The 17,366-nt window shown below is 58.7% G+C and carries 13 protein-coding genes; 6 read left to right on the top strand and 7 right to left on the bottom strand.

Translation table 11 applies throughout. The features are described from left to right. Positions 1–68 precede the first annotated feature (68 nt). Positions 69–1,208, top strand: a complete 1,140-nt coding sequence (gene lptF / locus ACR0NF_RS20170; RefSeq protein ID WP_480470647.1) for an LPS export ABC transporter permease LptF — start codon at positions 69–71, stop codon at positions 1,206–1,208. A 31-nt stretch (positions 1,209–1,239) separates the two neighbouring features. On the opposite strand, the gene ACR0NF_RS20165 is transcribed toward lptF, so the two are convergent. The 6 genes from ACR0NF_RS20165 to ACR0NF_RS20140 all read right to left on the bottom strand — a co-directional run bounded on the left by ACR0NF_RS20165 (position 1,240) and on the right by ACR0NF_RS20140 (position 6,979). Then, on the bottom strand, positions 1,240–2,322 hold the full coding sequence (locus tag ACR0NF_RS20165; RefSeq protein ID WP_480778845.1) for a DUF1513 domain-containing protein: 1,083 nt from the start codon (positions 2,320–2,322) through the stop codon (positions 1,240–1,242). Between the two features lie 3 nt (positions 2,323–2,325). After that, entirely contained in the window at positions 2,326–3,333 is a 1,008-nt protein-coding gene (locus tag ACR0NF_RS20160; RefSeq protein WP_480778844.1) for an imelysin family protein, read from the bottom strand. A gap of 1 nt (position 3,334) precedes the next feature. Next, complete coding sequence (locus ACR0NF_RS20155; RefSeq protein ID WP_480778843.1) at positions 3,335–4,834, bottom strand: di-heme oxidoreductase family protein; 1,500 nt, start codon at positions 4,832–4,834, stop codon at positions 3,335–3,337. Positions 4,835–4,856: 22 nt separating this feature from the next. Then, the gene (gene bfr / locus ACR0NF_RS20150) at positions 4,857–5,342 is read right to left on the bottom strand and encodes a bacterioferritin (protein WP_480470643.1); all 486 of its coding nucleotides are present in this window, start codon (positions 5,340–5,342) and stop codon (positions 4,857–4,859) included. Beyond that, positions 5,290–5,583, bottom strand: a complete 294-nt coding sequence (locus ACR0NF_RS20145; protein WP_480470642.1) for a (2Fe-2S)-binding protein — start codon at positions 5,581–5,583, stop codon at positions 5,290–5,292. Before ACR0NF_RS20145 ends, bfr begins: the two co-directional genes overlap by 53 nt. A gap of 127 nt (positions 5,584–5,710) precedes the next feature. Beyond that, positions 5,711–6,979, bottom strand: a complete 1,269-nt coding sequence (locus tag ACR0NF_RS20140) for an imelysin family protein (RefSeq protein ID WP_480470641.1) — start codon at positions 6,977–6,979, stop codon at positions 5,711–5,713. Between the two features lie 210 nt (positions 6,980–7,189). Here ACR0NF_RS20140 and ACR0NF_RS20135 point away from each other — a divergent pair, with 210 nt between their 5' ends. The 5 genes from ACR0NF_RS20135 (at position 7,190) to ACR0NF_RS20115 (ending at position 16,019) form a co-directional block, all read left to right on the top strand. Continuing rightward, complete coding sequence (locus tag ACR0NF_RS20135) at positions 7,190–7,735, top strand: ZrgA family zinc uptake protein (RefSeq protein WP_480470640.1); 546 nt, start codon at positions 7,190–7,192, stop codon at positions 7,733–7,735. Between the two features lie 169 nt (positions 7,736–7,904). Further along, positions 7,905–8,879 (top strand): LysR family transcriptional regulator, encoded by a 975-nt coding sequence (locus ACR0NF_RS20130; protein ID WP_480470639.1) that lies wholly within the window; start codon positions 7,905–7,907, stop codon positions 8,877–8,879. Positions 8,880–9,203: 324 nt separating this feature from the next. After that, entirely contained in the window at positions 9,204–12,839 is a 3,636-nt protein-coding gene (locus ACR0NF_RS20125) for a CHRD domain-containing protein (protein WP_480778842.1), read from the top strand. 64 nt (positions 12,840–12,903) lie between these two features. Further along, complete coding sequence (locus ACR0NF_RS20120) at positions 12,904–14,652, top strand: type I secretion system permease/ATPase (RefSeq protein WP_480668108.1); 1,749 nt, start codon at positions 12,904–12,906, stop codon at positions 14,650–14,652. Then, positions 14,649–16,019, top strand: a complete 1,371-nt coding sequence (locus tag ACR0NF_RS20115) for an HlyD family type I secretion periplasmic adaptor subunit (protein ID WP_480778841.1) — start codon at positions 14,649–14,651, stop codon at positions 16,017–16,019. Before ACR0NF_RS20120 ends, ACR0NF_RS20115 begins: the two co-directional genes overlap by 4 nt. 35 nt (positions 16,020–16,054) lie before the next feature. Here ACR0NF_RS20115 and ACR0NF_RS20110 read toward each other — a convergent pair whose 3' ends face one another. Then, on the bottom strand, positions 16,055–17,365 hold the full coding sequence (locus ACR0NF_RS20110) for a GH1 family beta-glucosidase (RefSeq protein WP_480470635.1): 1,311 nt from the start codon (positions 17,363–17,365) through the stop codon (positions 16,055–16,057). Position 17,366: the final 1 nt, after the last annotated feature.

Below are 17,366 nucleotides of genomic sequence, written 5' to 3'. Positions count from 1 at the left end.
GGTTTCCTCTGCGCGCCGAATGGCATAAGGTTCGCCGCAACGCCAACCGCCAAGATACAAGAGGTCGCATGTCGCGTTTTGATGGGTATTTCCTGCGGCAATTGCTGGTGCTGTTTGGCTTTTTCACATTGGTGCTTGTAGGAGTCTTCTGGATCACCCGCTCGGTCAGCCTGTTTGATCGTGTGATCAGCGGCGGCCAATCGGCGCTGGTGTTTCTGGAATTCACGGCCCTGACCCTGCCGACGCTGATCCGGACGGTGATGCCGATGGCCGTGTTTGCTGCGGCTGTCTACGCAACCAATCGTCTGAGCCGCGAGAGCGAGATGACGGTCATGCTGGCCACCGGCTCCAGCCCATGGCGGTTGGCGCGGGCGGTTTTGATGTTTGGCTTCTGCGCGGGGCTCATGATGGCTGTGATCAGCGTGTTTCTGCGGCCGGCCTCGGTCGAGCAGTTGGAACAGCGGCAGGCTGAAGTCGCGGGCGACGTGACCGCGCAACTGCTGAACGAAGGTGAGTTTCTGCACCCCGCGAAAGGTGTGACCGTCTATATCGGGGATATCGAACTGGACGGCACCCTGCACGAGGTCTTCGTCTCGGATCGTCGGGACGAGGCCAATCCGGTGAGTTATTCCAGCACCACGGCCTATCTGGTTAATCAAAGCACAGGTATCCATCTGGTGATGCTCGATGGCGTGGCGCTCAGATATGATCAACAGGGCAACACGCTGTCATCGACCCTGTTTCAGGATGCTACCTATGACATCTCGGAGCTGACCAGAAATACCGATAGCAGTCTGCGCAGCCGCGAGGCGATTCCGACAATTGAATTGCTGCAGGATATCGAAGCCGTCGCCAAATCAGACGAACATTCCGTGGGCCAGCTGGTCGAAGAACTGCATCAGCGGTTTTCTTGGGTGGCCATATGCATAGCCGTTGCGCTGGTGGGGTATTCGGCGCTGATGCTGGGCAGCTTCTCGCGCTTTGGTCTCTGGCCGCAGATTTTCGGAGCCTTCACAATCCTCGTGCTGCTTGAAGGGGTGCGAGGTTTTGTTGCGCCAGTCGTGATCGGCAATCCTCAGCTCTGGTTTCTACTCTATGTGCCTGCGCTGATCGGCGTCGTTTTATCTATCCTGTTTCTATCTGTCGCGGGGCGTCCTCTGTTCAGACGAGCCAACCGTGGCGGTACGCCTGATCCTGCAACGGCCTGACGTCTGCGGGTTTATCGCGTTAATGCACTACTCACCTGAATGAGCTGATACGGACCAAGTGATTGTCCCATTGGCAATCCGGGTTTGCCGTGATCGAGACGGTTTCGTGCAGACGCCCGAACGATCCTGTGCCGGTTGAGAAGACCAACCCTTCGGTGCCGGTGCTGAGGCCGCAGACATCTTCCAGCATATGTGTACCCGTCAGCGCGCCGCTGCTGACGTCGAAGCGATGCAACGTGTTGCCACGCGGGCAAGTGATGGCAACCGTCTGCCCATCCGCAGAAAAGGCGATGCTGCCAGCGTAGCCTTGCAATGCGCTTTGCAGGGCCCCGGGTGCGGAGATCAGACGCGGTGTCTCGCCACGGCGGTGGAGCCCCAACAGCGGAGGGTGCCGTGTCAGGCTGCCTTGCCATTGCATTGCGAACCCGACAAGCCCGTCGGCACGTACCGCCAAGTGGCGGATCGAGTTCTTATACAGGGTCTGCGGCAACGCCACCTGCTCCAGTATCGCACCCGACAGATCGGTATAGGTGAGGTTGGGTCGCATCATGGGCAGGTTCAGCTTGCTGCGGCCTGTATCCGGGTGGGTCTCGATCCCGCCATTGGCAATTGCCAAAACCTCTCCATCCGGCATCAGGCGCATGTCATGGGGGCCTGTGCCGCCAGAAGGGAACTCACCCAGCCGGGCAAAGCTGTTGGCATCCCAGACGCCGATCACGCCTTCTGCCGCGTCATAGTTATTCTCGGTGGTATAGAACCGGCTACCATCTGCTGAGAATGTGCCGTGACCGTAGAAATGGCGCCCTGTCGGAGCTTCAAGTTTTTTGATCAGCGCTCCAGTCGTGCAATCGATCACAAGGGCGAAGGTGCCGGGGCGACGGGCAAACGCGACGGCTTGAGCTTTGAACGGATGGGCAGCGGCGGCATGTCCGCGTGCGGGCAGAGGCACGGAAAACAGGATTGCCCCCTGACCATCCAAACCAGCCAGCCGATATGATCCATTCGGAAATAGCCCCGCGGCAAGAAACTCAGGGGCGCCGACAGCGGCCCAGCTACGCATGGGCGCTAGGCTGGAGGCGCCAAGCCCGGCCAGAAAGGTGCGGCGCGTGGCCATGGCTCAGTCTCCGTCCAATGAGTTGAAACCGGCGTTGATGCCAAGCGTTGGGCCAAGTTCGGTCGCGGTGATGGCGCGGATATCGTCAATCGACTGTTTGAGCGCCTCGACGCGGAGTCGGCCCTGCGGATCGGCGACTCCGGCAAATGCCGGGTCGTCCAGCGCTTGTGCCCGGTCAATGGCCCTGGAAAACGCAGCGTCCAGATCGCTGGCGATTTCGGGGTGGTCAAAGGACAGTCGCGCAGCCAGATCACGCAGGGCGACCAGAGAGAGCTCCACATGACGCAACGAGCGTTCGGACCGGCGTGCCTCGGCCCGGTTGGGGCGGGGGCGGTCAAAGGTGCCAAGCGGGCGACCAAGGCGCGTATCCGAGGTGAACTGCAGCCCGACGCTCAGAGCTTTGAACAGCTCCTGCATGGCTTCATCGCCCGAGCGATAGGGGCTGTTTCCGCCCGGTTGTGTCAGATGCGGGGCGTAGCCCTGCCAATCAGTGTTGATCGCACCAGCATTGCGGTCGATATCGGTGGCGATGGCCCGGATCAACGCACAGCGATACGCAGCACTGCCCTGTTCCCCCATAGCCGGGTCATAAAGCATCCGTTCCAGCGCGAAGAATCCCCGCCCGGCGATCGAGGTCTCGGCAAAGGCTTCGGGGTCGTTGATGGTTGCGTCCTCGGCAGCGATCAATCCGGAAAGGGCCTTTGGGGTGAACCCCTTGGTGTCCGGCCAGAAGGCTAAAGCAAAGGCGCGGTCGTCGACCTCGGTTGGACCAAAGCGCAGGTGACTTGCGGAAACCCAGGCGTCGAAAGCGGCGTTAAAGGCGGTGCGTAGTTCGGCAGAACCGGGAGTGCAATCTGCCTGTGCCGCGTGTGACAGCCCCCCGGTCGCTTCGGACAAATCGGCGAAGCGCGGCAGGATGTGATTTTCAGTCACGTCGATAAGGATTGGGGCGCGGCCTTGCGCGTAAACCGCGAATGGCAGCAGGACACTGATAAGAGCGAGGGTGCGCATATCAGAGACTTTCCAGAAAACGGATCAAGGCGTCGCGGTCGGGCTTGGGCATTGAAACCACGGTATCGCGGGCAGCCTGCGCCTCGCCCCCGTGCCACAGGATCGCTTCGATCAATGACCTTGCGCGCCCGTCATGCAGAAATTGGGTATGGCCTGAAACACGCTCAGTCAGGCCTATGCCCCACAAAGGCGGTGTGCGCCATTCCTGACCCGTGGCGCGTGCCTCGGGGCGATTGTCGGCCAGACCTTCGCCCATGTCGTGCAGCAGCAGGTCGGTATAGGGCCAGATCAGTTGAAAGCTGTGCTCGGGTCGGTCGGGCATCCGATGTGTGACATACGCGGGCGTATGGCATGACGCACAGCCTGAGATATGAAAGACTTCTTTCCCGCGCAGAACCTGAGGATCATCGATATCGCGCCGACCAGGGACACCCAGATTGCGGCTGTAGAAGGCGACGAGATCCATACCAACTTGATCGATCTCATACGCACGTGCGTCGCCATCCCCATGCGGAGCATCGACGCAATTAATCTGCGCAGTTGTGCAATCGCCATGAGGCGCGGGGAACAGAGGGCTTGAGATGCCGATATCCCCGGCAAATGCAGCCGCCGATTGCTCCATAACCGTGGGCATCCCGGCCTTATGGCCAAAACGGCCCATCATGGGGGCGTCAAATTCGGCCGACCAGATGATGTTGGGGCGTCCCGAGATACCATCGCCGTTTGCATCCTCGGGATCGGCATTGGCCAGCAGGTCCTCGACCGGGATCGCTTCGAGCAGCCCCAATCCGATCATCTGCGGGGCGACCCGAGGGCTGAGCATCGCCTCGGGGTGCAAGGGGCCATAACCCAGATCAGCGGCAGCGTAAGTCGGTTTGCGAAGCGAGGCAGTCTCACCATCCGACAACGCCACCTCGATTTCTTCGTAAGTGATGTCCAGCCGATACTCCGCCGGATGCCCGGCCAGTGCGAAATCCTGCATCTGCCCGCCATAGTTCGGTTCGGGCAGGGTGGCGATATAATCGGCGATCTCGGCGGGGGCGTCTTCTGGCGTGCCCGGGATCGAAACCCGTAGGAACATTGACACGGTGTTGTCGTCGGACCCGTTCGGCGTATGCCCACGCCCGTCCTTGATATGGCAACGCTGACAGGACCGTGCGTTATACAAGGGACCCAAGCCATCCGAGGCGAGGGTCGAGGAAGGCGCGGAGACCCAGACTTTTTTGAACAGACCGTTGCCGACCTTGAAGTTCAGCTCTTGCTCAAAACTGATATTGGCCGAAGGTTGAGAGAACGCATCCGCATCTGTGCGCACGCGAACTGTGGCGGCCCCGGCGGGCAGCTCTTCGAACCGCTGGGGCACGCTGAAATCCTCGGGCGCTGCGGTCGCGGCTTTGATCCGCGCAGTTTCTTCTGCGGTTCTGGGCAGGGTGTTCAGGTGGTGATCCTTCAGCTGAGACGTCGTGGTGTCAGCGGAAAGGGAGGGGGTGGCCACGAACATGGCCACCGATATCAGGGCAAGCTTACTCGCCTTCGTCCATCTTGGATGCGTTGAGTTGCGCATAATTGGCTTCGCCAATCCTTTCATACAGGTCGAGTTGCGTTTCGAGGAAGTCGATATGCCCTTCCTCGTCGCTGATCAGTTCTTCAAACAGGCCCATGGACACGTAATCCCCGGCCTCGCGGCAATATTCGCGCGCTTCGACATAAAGCGTCCGTGCGTCATGTTCGGCGGCCAGATCACACTCCAGCGTTTCTTTCGGGGTCTGCCCGATACGCAGAGGGTCCAGTTTCTGCAGGTTGGGATGACCTTCCAGAAAGATGATGCGTTCAATCAGCTTGTCGGCGTGGCCCATCTCTTCGATGGATTCCTCACGACTTTTCTTGGCCATGTGGCCAAGACCCCAATCCTCCTGCAGGCGGTAGTGCAACCAGTACTGGCTGACCGCAGTCAGTTCATGCCGCAGAGATTTGTTGAGATATTCGATGACCTTGGGATCGCCTTTCATGTGCTTTCTCCTGTGATGCTCCGGACCGTAATGTACGGAGCTGCATGGGGACTTTCAGATTATCGTCTGCGCGCATTGTGTCTAGGAAAAGAGGCATGCACCCGCCACAATCCGCTGATTTTCCAAGGGCATGATAGATCTTGCCCGGGGTAATGATGGTCTGCGGGTCTGCTGTCCGCATCCAGTCGATTGCGGCGCGGATATCGTGGTCTGTGATATTAGTGCAGTGACATACAATCATGGCGACTCAGCCTGCTCATAGATATCTTAGTTAAATAGTTGGTTATTTGATTGGCGTCCAGCGATAAGGCCCAAATCTTCGTGATTGGCAGAACCGGGCGCGTATGAAACGCGCCCGGTCAGGGGGCCTAGTGAAAGACTGCCTTCGGGTTATCCAGACTGTCGGAGCCTTCGAACTCGATCTGGTTCAGTTCCAACGTAGTCACGATGCGTTCGATGGTCTTGGTCTGATCAACCAGTCCGTCGACACCACCCATGATCAGCGCTTCTCCGCCTGCGTTGCCGCGTTCGAGCATTTGGTCATAGGCAAAGCCAGCTTCGGCGGCCGTTTTGATGCGGCCCAGAGCCTGCATGGTATTTGCCAGCTTGGTTTTCATCTCCATGTCCAGCGCCGGATCGGCTGCTGTCACCAGATCCGACAACGACGCGCCCGAGACCGGAGTTCCGTCGATACGGGTATAGCTACCAAGATAGACGTTCTGGATGCCCAGTCCATCGTAGTAGTGGCTGTTATGAGTGTTATCGGCAAAACAATCATGCTCTTCTTCAGGGTCGTTCAGCATCAGACCGAGACGCATCCGTTCGCCTGCCTGTTCTCCGTATGATAGCGAGCCCATACCGGTCAGGATCGCACTGACGCCTGCGGTTTCATCCGTGGTCAGGGCAGCACGAGCATCTCCACCTTCGGCCCACTGGGCGGTCATCCATTCCAGATCGCTGATTAGCAGGTCTGTGGCAGCGCTCAGGTACTGAGCGCGGCGGTCGCAATTGCCGTTGGTGCAGTTATCGCCCTGAACATAATCTGAGTAAGGGCGATTGCCCGCGCCAGCGTCGTGGCCGTTCAGGTCCTGGCCCCATAGCAGGAATTCGATTGCGTGATAGCCGGTGGCGACATTTGCCTCGATCCCGTCGGCTTCGTGTAGCGTGTCGGACAGCAATTCGGGCGTAATCTGGCTGGCATCAATGGTCTCGCCTGACAGATCGAAGCTGGGGTTGGCGATGACGTTCAGCACCGAGAATTCGTTCTCATCGCTGGAACCACCGTAAGAGGCGTCGACGTAGTCGATCAGACCTTCGTCCAGTGGCCATGCATTCACCTTGCCTTCCCAGTCATCGACGATGGCATTGCCAAAGCGATAAACCTCGGTCTGCTGATACGGCACGCGTGCCGCGATCCAGGCGGCACGGGCAGCGTTCAGGGTGGCGTCTGACGGGTCGGCGATCAGTGCGTTCACCGCTGTTTGCAATGTCTTTGCCGCGATCAGGCTGTCTTCGTATTTTGCTTCGGCGATGTTGGCATAAGTGCTCAGAACATCTGCTTTGGACGGCGCTTCGGCCAGAGCAGCGCTTGCGATGCACAAGGTCAGGGCGCTGGTCGCGGCGAATGGTTTGGTCATGGGGCTTGGTCTCTCTGAAAAATCGGTTGGTAGTCCCGTGCCCTGGCGGGTGGGTGGGTTATTTCTTGATAGAATTAGTCAACAATGTCAACCTGAGTTTTATTGTCGGATATTTCGCCATAATTGCCCCGCCATAAATGGGGAGGGCAGGGAACTGGCGTCATTATTGCGTGGCAGTACAAATCGACTAAAATGTGCTAAATATTTTAGATGGTGATTGTTATGAAGTGCGTGGTTGTTTTTCTGTTTCTCCTTCCCGTCGCGTTGATGGCCCAAGAAGCTCAGTCGTCAAATGCGCACGCGCATGGCGTCGGGCGCTTGGAAATGACGATATCGGAAACTGAGATTGCTTTGACACTGCAGGTTCCCGGCAATGATATTGTTGGGTTTGAACGCCCCGCCGAGAATGAAGAGGATCGGGCGCGTGTCGCAGATGCGATTTCGGACCTGTCACAACCCCTTAACCTGTTCGAGCTTTCGCCTGAGGCGAGCTGCATGACGGCCTCGGCAAATGTGGCGCTGGTGGGTGATGCGTTCGGTCAAGAGGAGGCGTCGGAAAATGGTGCAGCGCAGCACAATGAATTCCATGCCGACTATTTGCTGCAATGCGAGGAAATGACGGCGATTACAACCATCCGGTTTGCCTATTTTGAGCGGTTCACAGAGGCCCGGCGGCTGACGGTTAAGCTATCCTCATCCAAAGGCACGCAGGATATCCTGGTGGAACGCGAGGCACCTCTGCTGACCTTGCCGTAGGCATCTCCGTCTCAGTTCATAGCAATACACAATCTCTCACGAAGTCGAGACCTGAGGGAAAGAAGGTTGCCTCGTGCACTTGGCGTAAGGCAGGTTTGTTGCGTCGTCCCGCCGGTACGTATCGCTGATCCCTGGTCCGTGGACGCTGAATTGATTTGAGACATGAGTTATGAACCTGCGCGATCTTCAATACGTCATTGCCGTGGCCGAGCATCGGAACTTTACGCGCGCCTCACAGGCGGTGGCGGTCAGCCAGCCGGCGCTGTCAAACCAGATCAAAAAGCTTGAGGCAGAGCTGGGCGTTGCGATCTTCGAACGTGGCAAGGATGGTGTCCTTCTGACCGGGTTCGGTCAGGAATTGCTTACTCATGCCAAGCAGGTCATTGAGATCGTGGATGGCATCGGCGATCTGGCGCGACGGCACCAGACGACTGAATTGCCCGCAATCCGTTTGGGAATGACACCGACCCTGGCCGCCTACCTGTCGCGTTACTTCCGCCAGCTGTTCGCCCAAGCCGTCCCGGATCGCAAGATCATCATTGTCGAGGAATATCCCGTCGCCCTGGCCAAGATGGTCGAGGATCGATCGGTCGATATGGCCTTTATTGCACGCAAGAGCTTTGATCAGATCTATCGTGGCTCGACCCGCCCGATGGATTTTACCTCGCTCTGGCTTGAGCCGCTGTATCTCGGCTTGCGCAAGGGCCATCCGCTTGGCCGCAAGTCCAGTATCTGGGCGCATGAAGTGCCTGCTGATCAACTGATCCGGTTTCCGATTTCGTTCGGCTATGATCTTGAGCAGGATCTGCCTGAACCTTCGGAAACAGTCGCTGAGGAAACCGGCATCGACGTCACGACCGCCCGGTTCGAAACCGTGTGCCGCTATGTGGCGCAAAGCGACGCCTGCACGATGGTCAACGCAATAGCCGCCGAGCAGTTTAAACGCGATGGATTCGGCCTGACTTTTCTGCCCTTCGACGACAAGGGCAATATGCGTGAACTGGGTGCATTGACCCGGCCGCAATACCCCAACCCGGAAATCGTCGAGATGATGGGCAAACGGATCCATCTGGACCCGCCTCAGGGAACGGTAGCATCGCGGAATGCGAATCTGGTTAAAAAGCCGGTTCCATCTGACAACTGAGGCACGAGTCTTAGTTCCTGGCGCTGCCAGCCACCCCTGATCACATCAGCCAATCGTCACAAACCGCCATCACATGGCCCTACATATTCGTGAAATCATGGCACTGAATAATGTCGAATGATCGGCGACTATCATACAACCATCAGAAATTTAACAAGTAAATTCCTACAGACCTCGCGACTTATGTGACTATTCGCGCAGGTTATGCACCTCATTCAAAGGAAGAATTTCAAAAGCTCAGGGTGACTCGCAACTGATGAGACAGCGGGCAGACGGCCTTGGTTCGATGTCCGTCCGATTTGTACTCATGCATGGAGATTCCCAATGCTTTCCGACTTTCTCGCAAGCCTGCGCGCCAGATTGCTGACGACCTCGTCACTGGCCCAGGAAACCGCCCGCGACGGCCAAACACTGACCAACGGGTTTTTTCAATCTACTGTCGTCGACAACACTCCGGCGTTTCTGCTGGACAACGATTTTGCGCGTCTTCTGAATTTCGGCCAGATCACCACCAACAATGCCGCTGCTGCAGTGGCTGTTGAAGGTGAGAATGCACAGGTGTTCAACTTCCGCACCGGTAGCATCGAGGCAAACTCGGGCCCCGAGGTGCTGGCCACGGGTATTCAGGTTTCGGGCAGCGCTGATATCCGCAACTTTGGTGAGATCGCGGGCGAATTTAACGGCGTGCAGTTCGCGGGTGCGGGCAGCTCGGGCCGTCTGGACAACTTCCGGGGCGGAGTGATCTCATCCGACAGCCGCGCGGTTGATATTCAGGGCGAAGGCGTCAGCGTTCGCAACTTTGGCGACATCATCGGTACAGGTGATCAGCGCAACGGCACAATCTATACAAACTCGACCGCCGAAGATGTCAGCATCAGCAACTTTACCGGTGGTACGATCGACGCAGGCGAAGGCAACTTTGGCGCCGGTATTTCGTTGCAGGTGGGTGACGAAGTTGGCGACCGGGTATCGAACACCCTGTTCAACGGCTTTGGTGCGACCATTCAGGGCCGTGGCCAAGAGGCGTCTAACACCCCGGGCGCAGGGGACGGTATCCGCATCAACAACGGTGCCGAGGGCACGATCTCGGAAACCGATATCGTCAATAGCGGCCTGATCTCTTCTGAAAGCAATCAGGGCACTGCAGGTGGTATCCGCATCGCCGACGGCGCAGCGGCCGAAGGCCGCATCGTGAACACCTCGACCGGTGTGATCGAAGGTGCGCGGAATGGTCTTTATATCGGCAATGCCGAGCATGATTTGGACGTTCTGAACTTCGGCACCATCCAGTCCGGCAGCCGCGCGGTCAACATCGACGGCACTGGCGTGGATCTGGTCAACGGTGGCGTCATTCTGGGCACTGACGATCAACGGAACGGTACGGTCTATGCCGATGGCACCGCGGATGATTTCTCGGTTCGCAACCTGGCCAATGGCGTGATTGACGCCGGTGAGCACAACCAGGGCTCGGGCTTTGGGGCTGAGATCGGCGGGGCCGAAGATGGCGTCAACACATTCACGCTGGAAAACGATGGTATCATCATCGGCCGTGGCAACGCCGCTGCCAATGTCGGTCTGGCCGGTGACGGTGTGCGGATCGGCAATGTCGGCAATACCGGAACAACCGATGCCACCATCACCAACACGGGCACGATCCTGTCGGAAGGGGACAATGGAACCGTTGCCGGCGTGCGTGTCGTCAATAACGTGAACTTCAAAGGTACGCTGACCAACTCGGGCTTGATCGCAGGTGTGCAGAACGGCGTTTACTTCGGGACCGGCGATCACACCGGTGGCCTGTTCCTGAACACCGGCATTGTGACTTCGGACAGCCGGGCGCTGAATATCGACGGTAACGGTCTGGAAGTTCGCAACGAAAACGACATCCTCGGTACGAGCGATCAGCGCAACGGTACTGTCTACGCCGATGCCACCGCTGACAACTATACCTTCACCAACACCGGTCTGGTGGATGCGGGTTTTGGCAATAACGGCTCAGCCGTGGCGCTGCAAACCGGTGATGTGGACGGAGACGTGGTTTCGGCGGCGATCTTCAACGAAGGCACTTTCAAAGGTCGCGGCGACGCAACCGAAGGCAATCAGGTCGGCGATGGTTTGCGTCTGTTCAGCAATGTCGAAGATGCAAGCTTTGCCGGTCTGGTTCAGAACGAAGGCCTGATCGCAGGATCGGAAGACAGCGACGCAGCTGCAGGTATCCGCATCGATGGTGGTCTGAACATTCTGGGTGCCATCATCAACGAAGGTGAAATCTCGGGTCAGGTCAACGCGATTGACGCGACCGAGGCAGGCTCAGTGACATTCGTTAACGATGACGAAGGTGTAGTAAATGGTAACGTGTTACTGGGTGCCGGAGACGACATCGTTGTAGACTTCGGTCGGATCAACGGTGTCGTCGACGGAGGAGCAGGGGATGACGTTCTGATCGCCGGTCAGGGTAACAACGTGATCGTCGGCGGCCTTGGAAACGACTTCATCGAAGGTGGTGAAGGCTTTGACACAGCCGATTTCTCGGATCTGGATGTGTCCGTCAAAGTCAGCCTTGATGCCAACGGCAACGGAACCGCCGTGCGCGACACCGGCTTCAACGTGAGTGTTGTCAATCAGGCCGTGACCGCGCCCGGTCAGTTCGGGTCGGCCATTGCGGACGGTGCCGCGTTTGTGGAACAGGCTGCGGCAAACAACCTGTACTACAACATCCACACCTCCGATTTCCCGGCTGGTGAAATCCGTGGCCAGTTGCTGGTTGATAGCGACGAAACCGTGGACGGTATCCGTACCATCAAGCTGAGCGGTCCGCTGGACGCCGCGCAGGAGCCCGGGCCGCTGTCGGATAGCGAAGCCACCGGTTTTGCCACGGCAGTTGTTGTGCAGAACCTGCACACCGGCGAGGTGAGCTATTCCAGTGAGTTGAGCGTCACTGGCCTGAACGAAGCCGATCTGCAAACCCCGATCCCGGGTGTTGTTTCGGCGATCCACCTGCACAATGCACCTGCTGGCCAAAACGGTCCGGTGGTTCAGGATACGCTGGTGGATGCCGGTGCAACCCTCGACGTGGACGCCACAGGTGGCTCGGGTGTTGTCGGGCTGGACGTCATCGACAACCAGATCGAAACGGACATCCTCAGCTCGATCGAACGGGTTGTCGGCTCGGGTGACAGCGACACGATCGACCTGTCGGGCTTCGACGGTGTGGCAATCGATCTGGACCTCAGTGGCCCGGTACCCAGCCCTCTGGTAGACGGCGACGTAGGTCCGCAGGACGGGGCCATCATCCAGTTCGGCGAGATCGTGGCCGAGGTTGACGACTTCGAAAACGTGATCGGGTCGGAAGGCGATGACCTGATCCTTGGCAACAACGAGTTCAACGTGCTCGACGGTGCTGGGGGCAACGATGCCATCCACTCGTTCGGTGGGGCCGATATCATCATCGGCGGCGAAGGCATTGACACCGCGCTGTTCACCGCTGGGCCGGGCGTTGTTCTGGACCTTGACGAAGACGGCAACGGTGTCGCCAGCGTCAACGCGCCCGATGGGGTCACGCTGGATCAGGTCTTCGGGTTCGAAAACATCAGCGGCTCGAACAACGTGAACAGCCCGAACGGTGGCGACGACATCTTGTCTGGCAACTCGGGCGACAACGTCCTGCGCGGTCAGGCCGGTGACGACATCCTGAACGGTGAGGGTGGCAATGACGTCCTGATCGGTGGCGCCGGAGAAGACATCCTGATCTTCGAAGGTGAGTTCGGCCACGATGTGGTCGAAGAATACGAGACCGGCATCGACCGTCTGGACTTCACCGATTTCGGTCCGGATTTCCGCGACAATCTGAACATCGAACAAGACGGAGAAGATGCGGTTCTGTCCTTCTCGTCCGACAACTCGGTGCGTCTGGTTGGCGTCAACGCCTCGGATCTGACTGACGATGACTTTGTCGTCTGATCACTGACCCAACGGGGTGGCGGCGTAGGTCGCCACCCTTTCACCCTGAAAAGAGATCACCGTCATGTTTCAGAAAAAATCATCCGTCAAAACAGCCTGGGCCTCGTTGCGAGGCGGCTTTTTCGCAATCGGCTTTTTCAGCCTTGTCCTTAACCTTCTTATGCTCGCCGGTCCGCTTTACATGCTGCAGGTCTATGACCGCGTACTGACCAGCCAGAACATGGACACCCTGATCGCCCTGACCCTGCTGTTAGGCGGCGTGTTCATCGTCACCGGCCTGCTGGACCTGATGCGAGTCCGCATCCTGAGCCGGCTGGGCGCGCGGTTCGAGCTGAAGATCGGCGCACCACTGCTGCAGGCTTCGATCCGCCGCCGTCTGCAGGGCAAATCCACTGCCACGGACAATCCGTCCGCAGATATCACCGGTCTACGTGATTTCATCTCGGGCCCCACATTGATCGCGTTTTTCGATGCGCCGTGGATCCCGATCTATCTGGCGGTGCTTTACATGCTGCACCCCTATCTGGGCGCGCTTGGCCTTTCTGGAGCGCTGACCCTTACAATTCTGGCCCTGATCAACAATTCGCGCGCCGCCGGCGTCATGCAGGACGCATCCCGCGCGCGCAGCAGGTCCGACGCTTTGTTCACCGCAAGTGAGCAAAATGCAGAGCTTGTCCAAGCAATGGGGATGAATGGTGATCTCGCCCGGCGCTGGACAGCTCTGCAACAGGATGCCCATGCGCTGAAAACCCGCGTGGCCGACCGCATCGCCAGTTTCTCGGTTCTGTCCAAGACGATCCGCATGGCGCTTCAGTCGGGCATGCTGGGACTGGGCGCAGCGCTGGCCATCACCGGGCAGGCCACGGCTGGGGTGATGATCGCTGCAACCATCGTTCTGGCCCGCGCGCTGGCCCCGATCGATCAGCTGATCGGCCAGTGGCGCGGCTTTCTGGCGGCACGCGGGTCCTACAAGAATCTGCGCGCTCTGGATGAGGCATTTCCCGCGCAGCCCAAGCGTTTGGCTCTGCCGCATCCGCAGTTCTCGATCAACACGGTGATTTCTCAGGCCGGACCACCGCTGGCGCGCAATGCCACCATCGGCGATATCGAGTTTGCATTGTCTGCGGGGGACGTGATGGCCGTGATCGGTCATAGCGGCTCGGGCAAGAGCACATTGGCGCGGATGCTGGCGGGGATATGGACCCCTCAGCGCGGGGCGATCCGGTTGGATGGGACGCCCATGGCGAAATGGGATCCGCAGGATCTGGGCCACTTGATCGGGTATCTGCCGCAAGACGTGCAATTGTTCGATGGTACGATCCGCGAGAATATCGCGCGTTTTTCAACCTCGGTCGATGACGCCAAGGTGTTTGAAGCCGCCGTCGCTGCCGATGTTCATGGCCTGATCAGCAATCTGCCCGATGGCTATGACACGCTGCTGGGTGACGGTTTCCACCTGTCGGGCGGTCAGAGACAGCGTATCGCGCTGGCGCGTGCGCTGTATGGTGACCCATTCATTCTGGTGCTGGACGAGCCGAACTCGGACCTCGACGCGCAAGGTGAGCTTGCCCTGCGTAACGCCATTCGCGGCGCCAGTGCACGCGGAGCCATCACCTTCGTGATGACCCACCGTCCCAGCACGCTGGAAGCCGTGAACAAGGTCCTTACGCTCAGCAAGGGCACTCAGACCGGCTTTGGCGACAAGGATGAGATTCTGCGCCCGCGTCAGCAAACCGACCTGCCGCGACAAGAACGTCCTCAGATTACGACTCGTGACACGCAGTCGTCTGTACGGAAAGGACCAATCCAATGACCCCTACAGTTTACAACGCACCCGAACAGGGCCCTCTACGTCTGGAAGATTATAATCGGGCCGAGCAAAAGCTTCCCGGTGCAGGTATAAAGGGATTTGTGATCCTGGGACTGCTGATCGTGGCCGGGTTTGTCGGAGGTTCGGTTTACTGGGCCGCCGCCTCAAAACTGGATGGAGCGGTTGTGGCTCCGGCGTCTTTCGTGGTCGAAGGTAACCGCAAGACGGTCGAGCATCTGGACGGCGGTATCGTGCGCACGATTTTGGTCGCCGATGGGGATCTGGTTGAGGCCGGGCAGACATTGGTTGAACTCGATAGCACCGATCTGGACGTCAACCTGGACGTTATCAAAAGCCAGTTGGGCGAGTTGACGGTGCGCCGCGCCCGTTTGGTTGCGCAAATCCGCGACGAAGGCCGATTCGAACGGGCAGATGTCGATCAGATGATGCGGGTCGAGATGAACAGTCGCGACTGGCAAGATGCGTTCCTGACGCAGAAATTGCTGTTCGATGCCGAAATTCGTACGCGGACAGCCGAGAAGAATCTGCTGGATCAGCAGATCGCCAACCTGCGGGACCAGATCGCAGGGCTTCAGGCCCAGCGTCAGGCCAATGCGCGCCAGATGGACATCACGCGCGAAGAGCTTGGCAATCTCGAGACATTACAGGACAAAGGGTTGGTCGCCGCGAACCGCGTCAACAGCCGTCGGGTCGAGGTCGAGCGCCTGATCGGTGTCGAGGCCTCCTTGACCACGCAAGAAGCTCAGGCACGCAACCGGATCAGCGAATTGCAATTGGGCAGTACCGGTCAGCAGAATCAGCGCGCCGAGGCAATCTCGACCGAACTGGCGCAAGTTGAGGCGTTGTTGGCCACGCTGGAGCCGCAATATGTGGGTGCTGCCGAGCGTCGCAAACGCGTCGCGGTCACCGCCCCGGTCAGCGGGCGTGTCGTGGGCCTAACGGTGTTTACATCAGGGGGTGTTGTGCGTCCGGGTGAGTCCATTCTGGACATTGTCCCGGCCGACCAGCCTCTGATCGTTGAGGCCCGTGTGAATACGGCTGATATCGAGAAGCTGTTTGTCGGTCAGTCGACCCGCGTGCGTCTGTCGGCCTTTGATCAGGGCGAGGTGCCCGAAGCGACCGGCAGGATCACCGATATCTCGGCAGACAGTCTTGAGGACGACCGCACAGGACAGCCCTATTATCTGGCGCAGATCAAGCTGGACGAGGCGCAACCAGAACAGGTGGCCTCGCTGGAGCTGGTGCCGGGGATGCCTGCGGATCTGTTCGTGAATACTGGTGAACGTACGGCGCTCAGCTATCTGGCCCAACCGCTCAGGGACCGTCTGGCACGGACTTTCATCGAGTGATTTGATAGCCGCCGACATCTGCGTCGGCGGCTATCCTAACTGCGGGATAGAGCGCTTTGCAGCGCGCGGTAGGAGGCTTTGGGCCTCCGCTCCAGCGTCTCGAAATCCACATCGACCAGTCCGAAACGCTTTTCATATCCCAGGGCCCATTCGTAATTGTCGAGCAGCGACCATACGAAATACCCTTTGACTGGGACACCTTGCTCCTGCGCCCTACGAACCTCGGCTAGGTGTCGATCCAGATAGTCGATCCGGTTCTGATCCTGCTGACGATCCTGGCTCGCCATCCCGTTTTCGGTGACATAGATCGGCAGGTCGCCTGTGTGGTCCTTTGCAGTGCGGATCAGGAAGCGCGAGAGGGCGGCGGGATCGATCTCCCATCCCATCTGGGTCTTGGGTAGAGGGCCGGGCACCTCTTGCAGAGAGGGCCATGGCGTGTCAGCAGGCGCAATCAGTTTGCGTGTATAATAGTTCAATCCGCACCAGTCGACTGGCGTGCCGATGGTGTCAAAATCGTCCTGCCAGCCTTGGGGCAGATGAGGGGAGAGACCCTCCAGAACGTTTTCGGGATAGGCTTTGTTGAATACACCGCCCAGAAAGAAGCGATTGTAGATGCCGTCATAGAGTGCGGCAGCCGTTTGCGCCCCGGCGCTGTCGTCGGCGGGTTCAGCCCATTCCAGATTGAACACCGCTCCCAGATTGGACATGCCCAGGGCGCGCATGGTTTGAATGGCATGACCATGCGCCAATAGGACGTGATGCATCGCGCGTGCGGTGGCACGGATGTCACGCAGCCCGGGGGCGTGGTGACCTTCAAAATGGCTCAGCCAACTCACACACCATGGCTCATTGATCGGGGCGACGCTGTGCATCCGGTCACCGATGCGCCCCATGATGACCTGCGTAAAGTCTGCAAACCAGCCCGCAATATCGCGATTGCGCCAGCCGCCCAGATCGGCAAGCGGCGAAGGCAGCTCCCAATGATAAAGCGTGGCGCATGGCTTGATGCCGCGTTCCAGCAGTGCATCTGTCAACCTGTCATAGAAATCCAACCCTTCTTGATTCACCTGGCCGCGCCCCTCGGGCAGGACCCGCGCCCAGCTGGTCGAGAACCGATAGCAGTCGAAGCCTGCGTCCCGGATCAGGTCGAAATCTTCTTCGAACCGGTTATAGTGATCACAGGCCACGCCCCCGTTTTCCGCATGCGCAACGTTGCCTGGGGTGGCGGCAAAACTATCCCAGTGAGTTGTGCCTGCACCGCCTTGGGCATGCCCCTCGATCTGGTAGGCTGAGGTTGCCACGCCAAATAGGAAATCCTGAGGAAAATCTATGCGTTTATGTTTCATA

This window comes from Ruegeria sp. CF4 (assembly GCF_056537345.1).
Note: the sequence above shows the minus strand (reverse complement) of the source record. Positions and strands in the feature narration are given on the sequence as shown.

Coding starts and splice junctions, on each gene's coding strand:
- lptF (WP_480470647.1), top strand. CDS start 69: ATGTCGCGTTTTGATGGGTATTTCCTGCGGCAATTGCTGGTGCTGTTT.
- ACR0NF_RS20165 (WP_480778845.1), bottom strand. CDS start 2,322: ATGGCCACGCGCCGCACCTTTCTGGCCGGGCTTGGCGCCTCCAGCCTA.
- ACR0NF_RS20160 (WP_480778844.1), bottom strand. CDS start 3,333: ATGCGCACCCTCGCTCTTATCAGTGTCCTGCTGCCATTCGCGGTTTAC.
- ACR0NF_RS20155 (WP_480778843.1), bottom strand. CDS start 4,834: ATGTTCGTGGCCACCCCCTCCCTTTCCGCTGACACCACGACGTCTCAG.
- bfr (WP_480470643.1), bottom strand. CDS start 5,342: ATGAAAGGCGATCCCAAGGTCATCGAATATCTCAACAAATCTCTGCGG.
- ACR0NF_RS20145 (WP_480470642.1), bottom strand. CDS start 5,583: ATGATTGTATGTCACTGCACTAATATCACAGACCACGATATCCGCGCC.
- ACR0NF_RS20140 (WP_480470641.1), bottom strand. CDS start 6,979: ATGACCAAACCATTCGCCGCGACCAGCGCCCTGACCTTGTGCATCGCA.
- ACR0NF_RS20135 (WP_480470640.1), top strand. CDS start 7,190: ATGGTGATTGTTATGAAGTGCGTGGTTGTTTTTCTGTTTCTCCTTCCC.
- ACR0NF_RS20130 (WP_480470639.1), top strand. CDS start 7,905: ATGAACCTGCGCGATCTTCAATACGTCATTGCCGTGGCCGAGCATCGG.
- ACR0NF_RS20125 (WP_480778842.1), top strand. CDS start 9,204: ATGCTTTCCGACTTTCTCGCAAGCCTGCGCGCCAGATTGCTGACGACC.
- ACR0NF_RS20120 (WP_480668108.1), top strand. CDS start 12,904: ATGTTTCAGAAAAAATCATCCGTCAAAACAGCCTGGGCCTCGTTGCGA.
- ACR0NF_RS20115 (WP_480778841.1), top strand. CDS start 14,649: ATGACCCCTACAGTTTACAACGCACCCGAACAGGGCCCTCTACGTCTG.
- ACR0NF_RS20110 (WP_480470635.1), bottom strand. CDS start 17,365: ATGAAACATAAACGCATAGATTTTCCTCAGGATTTCCTATTTGGCGTG.